Annotated in this window: 7 protein-coding genes; 4 read left to right on the forward strand and 3 right to left on the reverse strand. The window is 64.5% G+C overall.

Annotated elements, in window-relative coordinates:
• The 3 genes from AC1D1G_RS37660 to AC1D1G_RS37670 all read left to right on the forward strand — a co-directional run.
• A partial coding sequence (locus tag AC1D1G_RS37660; protein ID WP_477956121.1) for an enolase C-terminal domain-like protein occupies positions 1 to 303 on the forward strand: 303 nt, incomplete at its 5' end.
• A 550-nt stretch (positions 304 to 853) separates the two neighbouring features.
• Positions 854 to 1,990 (forward strand): diaminopropionate ammonia-lyase, encoded by a 1,137-nt coding sequence (locus tag AC1D1G_RS37665; RefSeq protein WP_477956122.1) that lies wholly within the window; start codon positions 854 to 856, stop codon positions 1,988 to 1,990.
• A gap of 105 nt (positions 1,991 to 2,095) precedes the next feature.
• Positions 2,096 to 2,578 (forward strand): RidA family protein, encoded by a 483-nt coding sequence (locus AC1D1G_RS37670; protein ID WP_477956123.1) that lies wholly within the window; start codon positions 2,096 to 2,098, stop codon positions 2,576 to 2,578.
• A gap of 237 nt (positions 2,579 to 2,815) precedes the next feature.
• On the opposite strand, the gene AC1D1G_RS37675 is transcribed toward AC1D1G_RS37670, so the two are convergent.
• The 3 genes from AC1D1G_RS37675 to AC1D1G_RS37685 form a co-directional block, all read right to left on the reverse strand.
• A complete protein-coding gene (locus AC1D1G_RS37675; protein ID WP_477956127.1) occupies positions 2,816 to 3,739 on the reverse strand; it encodes a LysR family transcriptional regulator in 924 nt (307 codons plus the stop codon).
• A 258-nt stretch (positions 3,740 to 3,997) separates the two neighbouring features.
• Positions 3,998 to 5,365 (reverse strand): MFS transporter, encoded by a 1,368-nt coding sequence (locus AC1D1G_RS37680; protein ID WP_477956124.1) that lies wholly within the window; start codon positions 5,363 to 5,365, stop codon positions 3,998 to 4,000.
• 272 nt (positions 5,366 to 5,637) lie between these two features.
• Entirely contained in the window at positions 5,638 to 6,888 is a 1,251-nt protein-coding gene (locus AC1D1G_RS37685) for a M20 family metallo-hydrolase (RefSeq protein WP_477956125.1), read from the reverse strand.
• Positions 6,889 to 7,085: 197 nt separating this feature from the next.
• On the opposite strand from AC1D1G_RS37685, the gene AC1D1G_RS37690 reads away from it, so the two are divergent.
• The coding region (locus AC1D1G_RS37690) for a M24 family metallopeptidase (RefSeq protein ID WP_477956126.1) at positions 7,086 to 8,116 on the forward strand (1,031 nt) is incomplete at its 3' end.

An 8,116-nucleotide genomic window follows, 5' to 3' on the forward strand; every position in this document is an offset into this window, starting at 1 on the left:
CCTCCGACTTCGTTCAGCCCGACGCCCCGGGCCGGCGGCATCACCCCGTTCCTGCAGATCGCCTCCCTCGCATCACATAAAGGATTGAGCCTGGCTCCGCACTTCGCAATGGAAATCCATCTGCACCTTGCGGCTGCCTACCCGACCGAGCCGTGGCTCGAGCACTTCGAATGGCTCGAGCCGATGTTCAACGAGAAGCTCGAGGTCCGCAATGGCCGGATGATCGTGCCCAACCGACCCGGACTCGGCTTCAGTCTCAGCGAACAGACCCGCGCCTGGACCACCAAAACCCACACGATCTAACCTGCCGTTCCACCCGTCCCGGTGTCCGGGCGAAGCACAGCTTCGGCGGTCCCGCGCCCACCTCGGGCAGCACACAGCCCCGAGGTGGGCAACGGTCATCCTCTTGTATCCGACGGAACCTGTATCAGCGGCGTTGCACCTAAGACCTGAGCCGGCACCGGGAGCTGATGCAGGTCGGGCACGACATCCCATCAGCGATCGCAGACCTCCTGGCACGCCGGTGGAGGCAAGATCTGACGCTAGGACTCGACACAGAGTCCACTCGTGAGGAGTGCTCATCCACTTGCGGCCACCAGCTGCCGCGTTTGCCGGACCGGCCGGACCTGATATCTCCCATTAGTACGTGGTCAGTGATGCCTCCGTCCAGGAAGAGAAAGCCGTTCAGAAGGTGCGTACCTCCTGCTCCAGTCCCCCCAGAGCTTGCGCGACTGCCCATGGAGGCGTCCGTCGAGGTTTGCGTCAGACTGCATGTATTCGTTACAAATCCTGACGTCTACCAAACGGAAAGAGTCGCTGGACCTGCATGACTCCGCGCCTGACGATGTATTTCATGTCTTCAACTCAAGAGGCTCATTGGTATGCGAATCCATCTGCGCGGGCGTGGCGACCTACACCGCCGGGATCAGCACTTCAGTTTCACCGCACGATCGCCGGATACACGCCCACTCAGCTGACAGAACTGCCTTCCCTCGCGCACGAACTTTCGGTCGGGCGGGTGTTCCTCAAGGACGAGTCGAACCGGATGGGCCTTCCTGCATTCAAGATCCTCGGAGCATCGTGGGCCACCTGCCGAGCAGTGAGCCGGTGGTTGGACCTGGACCCGCGGTCCGCGACGCTGCCCGTGCTGGCGGACAGTCTGGCGAAGGTTCTGACCAATCCGCATGATGTGACCCTGGTGACGGCCACTGACGGCAATCACGGGCGCGCGGTCGCCAGAATGGCATCCTTGCTCGGGGTGTCGGCACGCATCTACATTCCAGAGGGTGTGAGCAAATCCGCCGCAGACGCGATTGTGGAGGAAGGCGCAGAGTTGATCTCACTCRATTCGAGCTACGACGAGGTCGTCGCATTCGCCAGCGAATCGACCAAGTCGCGTCCGCTGGACTTCTTGGTCCAGGACACCTCCTGGGAGGGGTATGTCGATGTCCCCCAATGGATTATCGACGGTTACACGACGTTGTTCGCCGAGGTCGACGAGTCTCTCGGCACGCTCGGACTGACTCCCGATCTCGTCGCCTGCCCGGTCGGAGTCGGATCTTTGGCGCAGGCGATGGTCGATCACTACCGCAGCGGCGTCACACGTCCACGCCTGTTGAGCGTGGAACCAGTGACGGCAGCATGCGTGGCCACCTCCCTGCTCGCAGGTGAGATCACGAGCGTCGAGATCGAATCCCCCACCATCATGGCTGGACTGAATTGCGGCACCCCCTCCACCATCGGCTGGCCGTCCCTCCTCAACGGCCTCGACGCCGCCATCAGCGTCACTGATCAGGAGTCCCGCACGGCGGTCGCTGACCTTGCAGCACTGGGCCAAGATGCCGGTCCGTGCGGTGCGGCATCCCTCGCCGGCGTTCGTGCCGCACTCACCGACCCTGCACGCCGCGCCGCGCTCGATCTCGACACCACGTCGGTGATCGTGCTCGTCAGCACMGAAGGACTCGCGGCCAACCCCCTCGACAACCGCTGAACCATAAGCCCGTCCACGACGGTTCCACCCGCCCGACACCAGTGCAGCGCAGCCACAGCGACGCTGTGCTGAGCTGAACTCACATCGAATCCCGAGAGGAAGTACATGACCGCTACAACCGATGTTTCCCGTCATGATCGAACCCTGGAGCGACTGGCCGAACTGGGACTGAAGTTGCCCACACCGGCGGCACCGGTCACCAGCTACGTGCCTGCTGTTCGCGCGGGAAACCTCATTTTCACCTCCGGCCAGCTCCCGCTCTCGGAAGGCGGTCTGGCCGGGACCGGCAAGGTGGGCGCCGAAGTATCGACCGACGAGGCCGCAGAGCTCGCGCGACTGTGCACACTCAATGCCCTCGCCGCGGTCTCGGCGCTTGCCGATCTGGACTCGATCCGCATCGTGAAGGTCGTCGGGTTCGTTTCCTCCGCGGACGGATTCACCGGTCAGCCTGCTGTGATCAACGGTGCCAGCGATCTGCTTCTCGAGATCTTCGGTGAACGCGGCGAGCACGCCCGCTCTGCGGTGGGGATGGCGGAACTGCCGCTGAATGCACCGGTCGAGGTCGAACTCGTCGTCGAGGTTTCCTGAATCGGGGTAAGTGCCACCCCACGCCGGCTTGCACTCGTGCCAGCCGGCGTGGGGTGGGCGTCCAATCTCTCCCCGCGCCGTCGACGGTAGAGACTCGCGCCGCCGATCCCCTGGTTGCGTCGGGTAGCTCGATCGAGGTCCGTGTTGTTTCACGGATTCGGGGGTGTTCGTCTCTCACGGCCGGCAGTGCTGATCGTATTTCCGTTTACTGCCCTCACACACGAAATGCCCGCGACACTACGCGGGCATTTCGTGTGTGAAGGACTGTGCGCTGCGGATGAGAGCGTCGTGCACAGCGGATATGGCCGGGCTGGCGCGGGCCGTGGACCGAGTCGCCACCTGTACCTCGCGACAGGTCAGCTCGGGGCCGACAGGGTATCTGACAGTAGACGAATCCAGGTGATGCAGGGCCAGTCCGGGAAGTACCGCGACAACGAGGCCTTCCTCTGCCAGGTGGCGGTGCACTAGCAGGTCCTCGGATTTGCACATGATCGACGGGCTGAACCCTGCCCGTCGGCACTGATCCCGAATCCACATTCCCGGCACCGACTCTGCCAGCTCCATCGCCCACTTGGCGCCCGAGAGCTGGGCGATCACGTCATATTCCGGGTCGATCGTCGACGCGATCGCATCTGGGATCACCAGCCAGAGTGGGTCCGTCATCAACTTGTCGACATGCATCCCCTCCGGAATCCGTGGGGGGTACCCGGGGTAGCTTTCGATGATCACGAGGTCGTACTCCGCCGATGCCAGCGCGGGCACCGTCTCGGTCGGCTCCCCCTGGGTGAACTCCACGTCGACGAGGGGATGCCGATTGCGTAACTCCGCGAGCATGCCCGGAACCAGCGCTAGTGCTGCCGTCTGGAAGGCCGCGACTCTCACAGTCCCGCGTATCTGGCCGAGGGAGGCTACGACCTCCGCTTCGGCTTGTTCGAGCAGGCCGAGGACCCGATTGCCGTGCTCGACGAGGATGAGGCCTTGCTCGGTCAGCCGCACGCCGCGTCCGACTGGCTCGAGCAGGATTGCGCCCACTTCGCGTTCGAGTTGGCGGAGCTGTTGGGAGACTGCCGACGGACTGTAGGACAGGGCACTGGCCACCGCGGCGAGGGTGCCTCTGCGGTGGAGTTCGCAGAGTAGGCGAAGCCGGTTCACCTGCAGCATCATTCGTCCCYCTCATGAAAGTTGCGTTCTGTCGGCAACCACCAGGTCGGGACTGATGTGCTGCGCGCCCGTTCCAGTGGGGTGTCCCGGTTGTTGCCGAGAGCCCGTCCGGCGCAGCTCGCGCCGAACGGGCTCATGAACGGGTTCGACCGTCCCGGATCACCGATCATCTCCTGCGGTCGAGTGGCGAATCCCGGGCGATACCGCGGAGCGTGTTTCGCGGTGGATCCGGCAACGACGGTGGTGCGCGGGTGGGCGTCAGCCCCCGCTGGTCTCGCTCAGGCTCTTGTTCCGGGTTTCCGGGGCCATGAAGTACGACACGATCACCCCGGTCGCGCTGATCGCTGCGGCGATCAGGAGCGTGGTCCCGATGCCGAACGTTTGGAGGCCGATCGGTGTGAGGAACGTACCCAGTGCGGCACCGATCCGGCTGATCGAGGTGCCCAGTCCCACGGCGGTCGCACGAATTTCGGTGGGGAACAGCTCATTCGGGTAGACCCACTGCAGGATGGTGGGTCCGCCGATTGCGACTGCATAGACGGAAAAGAGTACTGCGATGGTCAGCGTGGATGCCGTTCCGGCGAGCCCAAGTCCCAGCAAGGCGACGGTCGAGATGGCGAACGGCCAGATGAGCAGTGTGCGGCGGTTGAGTCGGTTCGCCAGCAGGGTGGCCGCGAGGCAGCCCAGCAGGAACAACAGGCCGATGCCCGCCTCTCCGAGATTTGCCTGACCTGGCTCGCCAAGTCCGAACGCGTCGATCATTGCCGGGCCGAAGGCGTAGATGGCATAGATCGGGAGGATCGAGCAGGTCCAGAACACCGAGATGAAGATCATCCGGCGCAGATACACCCCGCGCATCAGGCTGCCCAGTGTTGCCGGCTTCGCCTCGTCGTCGGGAATGTCGTCGAGCTTGGCGGTGGGTCCGAACACCTTCTGCAGAGCTGCATTCGCCTCGTCGATCCGGCCCTGGGAAGCGAGCCAACGCGGAGATTCCGGTGTGCCCCACCGTGCGAACACGAGCGCCACGGCCGGAATGGCCGGGGACAGCAGCATCCAGCGCCAGGCTTCGTCACCGACCAGGTGGATCAGCCATTCGCCGATGACGAACGCTGCGGCGCTACCGGCGGCCCACATCGCGGTGAGCCAGCCCAGTAGGCTTCCCCGCTTGCGGCGGGGGGCGAACTCGGCGAGCAGCGATGTGGCGATCGGGTAGTCGGCGCCGACAGCCATCCCGAGAAGGAGGCGAGCGATGAGAAGCAGAATCGGGCCCTCGACGAAGAACTGACCGACCGAGCACGCCGCGACCAGCAGTAGATCCAGGGTGTACATCGTCTGACGGCCGACTCGGTCGGTGATGTAACCGCCGAGCAGACCGCCCAGGAAGAGCCCGATGAGTGCGGAGGCTCCGATCAGGCCCTGCCAGGCACCCGACAGGTTCCAGGCCGGGGTGATCTGGGTGAGTGCGATGCCCATCATCGCCAGGACGTAGCCGTCCAGGAAAGGTCCTCCGGCGGAGTAGAAGGTGAGTCGGCGGTGAAAGGACGTCAGCGGCAGATCGTCGATGCTCGATCCTGTGCCGGCGTCATCCTGCCCGGACCTCGATGTGGTTTGTGGTCCAGAGGTCATTAGTCGGACTCCTAGTTGTGATCTGTGGTGGAAGTCACGTACGCGCTGAAAAGAAAGCTACATTTTGTTGAACAAAACTGTCAACCCCTGTTCGGCAACGGCTACCGGCGAGCATGGGCCGATTATCGATCGCACAAACGAAACCATGTGTGTTGAACAATTCTGGACGGCTACCGGCGTGCTACGACCACGTAAAACGGCGCCCGTGGACCAGGGGTCACGGGCGCCGTTCCAGTTGCGCGACGGACGTCGCGCGAGGGTGCGCTGGTGTGTCAGTCCGTCCCGTTCGCCAGCGTGGTGAGGGTGCGTGCGAGTACGTTGACGCCCTGCTCGCAGGCTTCGGGGCTGGAGTACTCCCGCGGGTTGTGGCTGATGCCGTCGTACTCGCCCCGGACGAACACCATGGCCGTGGGGCAGAGGGCGGCGATCTCCTGGGCATCGTGTCCGGCCCCGGAGATCAGTCGCCGATATCGGTAGCCGAGCGCCTCGGCCGAGTGTGCGATGGAGTCCTGGATTCGCGGGTCGAAGGGGACATCCCTGGTCCTGGCCATGTGGGAGGTCTCGACCAGAAGTCCCGGGTAGGCGGCGCTCAGAGTCTTGACGTACTCCGCGAGTGCCGCCTCCGCGCGGGAGACCTGCTCGGTCTCGGGATGGCGGATGTCGAAGACGATCTCCGCTGACCCTGGAATGACGTTGGGCAGACCAGGAGTCACCGTGAGGCCGCCTGCGGTGGCGCGCAGCTCGCCGTACCGGCCGGAGTCGACGAGCTCGCGGGCGTGGACGATCGTCTGGGCAGCGGCCAGGCCCGCGTCGACGCGAAGCGGCGTCGGTGTCGCGCCGGCATGGGCGGCTTGGCCCTGGAAGACGAGCTTGAGCCAGGAAATGGCCTGAACACCGGTCACGACTCCGACGTCGAAGCCCTCCTTGGTCAGGATCGGGCCCTGTTCGATATGGCACTCGACATAGGCGTGCGGCGGGCTCGTCAGCACGTCCGCCTCACCCTTGAAGCCGATGCGCTCGAGTTCGTCCTCCAGCCGGCGCCCGGAGCTGTCCGTGAGGTTGTAGGCGTAGTCCAGCGGCAGCCGGCCGGACGCTACGGCGCTACCGAGCATGTCGGTACCGAAGCGGACACCCTCCTCTTCGGTGAAGATCGCGACTTCGATCGGGCGTTCAGTGGTCACTGCATTCTCTTCGAGGCATYGGATGACCTCGATCGCTCCGAGCACACCGAGGCAACCGTCGAACGCGCCTGCCGTGGCGACCGAGTCGATGTGGGAGCCGGTCATCACCGGTGCCAGATCGTCCCGTCGTCCGGCACGGCGACCGAAGATGTTCCCCATCCGATCCACGCGGACCTCGAGTCCGGCCGCCTTCATCCAGGAGGTGACCAGGTTCCGCGCCGCAGCATCCTCGTCGGTCAGAGCGAGCCTGTTGACGCCCTGCAACCCGGTGGCCTCGTCGTCGTACGCACCGATCAGGGCCAGCTCGCGCAGGGAGCCCCACAACCGGTTCTTGTCGACCATCAGTGGTGCTCGATGGCCGGTTCGCCCGGCTTGCACCGAATGACTGTTCATGCAGGTCCTCCAGGTGTCTCAGTAAGTTTTTGTTCAACAAATATTGCGTGGCTCTCGCGATCGCAACGTGACCGATGCTACACTTGTTTTGTTCAACAATCATTGCACCATTCTGGTGCGCATCCCGTCCGTCAGGAGTCCGAACCATGTCTTTGACCGAGGAATTGACACGCCGCCACACACTTCTTCGTAAAGGCCTCGCAGAAGCGGGGGCGGCCGCGTTGGTGGCTACGCGCGAGAGCACCGTCACGTATCTGACGGGGTACACCACCTCGACGTGGTCCAACTTCAGCCGCCCGATCATCGCCGTGCTCACCGAGAACGAGCTCCTGATGATCGTCGCCGAAACCGAGGCCGATGCCGTTGCCGAGCGGGTGCCCGGAGTCATCGTCCGCGACTACGTCGAGTTGCGGACCGTACCCGCTGGGATGTATCTGCCGGACGGGCTCGTCCAGTTCGGGCCTGCCGCCGGCGAGGCGCTGCTGGCGGCGCTGAAGGAACTCGGCGCCGAGGGCACCATCGCGGTCGACGGCTACCGCGCGGCATTCCCGCCGATTGCCCAGGTCACCGATCTCGCACCCGGACTCGACCAGCGGTGCGTCGACGCCTCAGAGCTGGTCTGGCGGACCCGTTTGAACAAGTCCGAATGGGAAGTCGAGCGGTTGGTCCACGCAGCCGACGTCCTCGGATCGGCACTCGAAGCGCTCAAGCCCCAGCTCGAGCCCGGGCTGGCCGAGCGGCAGATCCACCAGCGCTTCGCCTCGGCAGCCTTCGATGCCGGTGCTCACGCACTCGGATACGTCAATGTCGTCGCCGGTGTCGAGCGCGGCCTCTTCGGCGCTCCGACCAACCGTGAGTGGGAACGCGGAGACGTCCTCTACGTGGACGGCGGCGTCCTCGTCGACGGCTACTGGGCCGACTTCTGCCGCATGTACACCGTCGGAACACCGCTGCCGGAACAGTCGGCCGGATACCGTCGTGCCCTGACCGGACTACGCGAGGCAATCGCGAGTGTCACTGCGACGACCACGGCCAGTGACCTTTGCAAGACCATCGGTGCAGCAACCGATCTCGATCCCAGCGACGTAGGATTCGGGCGATTCGGTCACGGACTCGGCCTCTACATGCCGGAACCGCCCTCCATCCATCTCGACGACACGACGTTGCTGTCCGAGAA

The sequence above is a fragment of the Rhodococcus sp. P3_B8 genome (assembly GCF_056402775.1).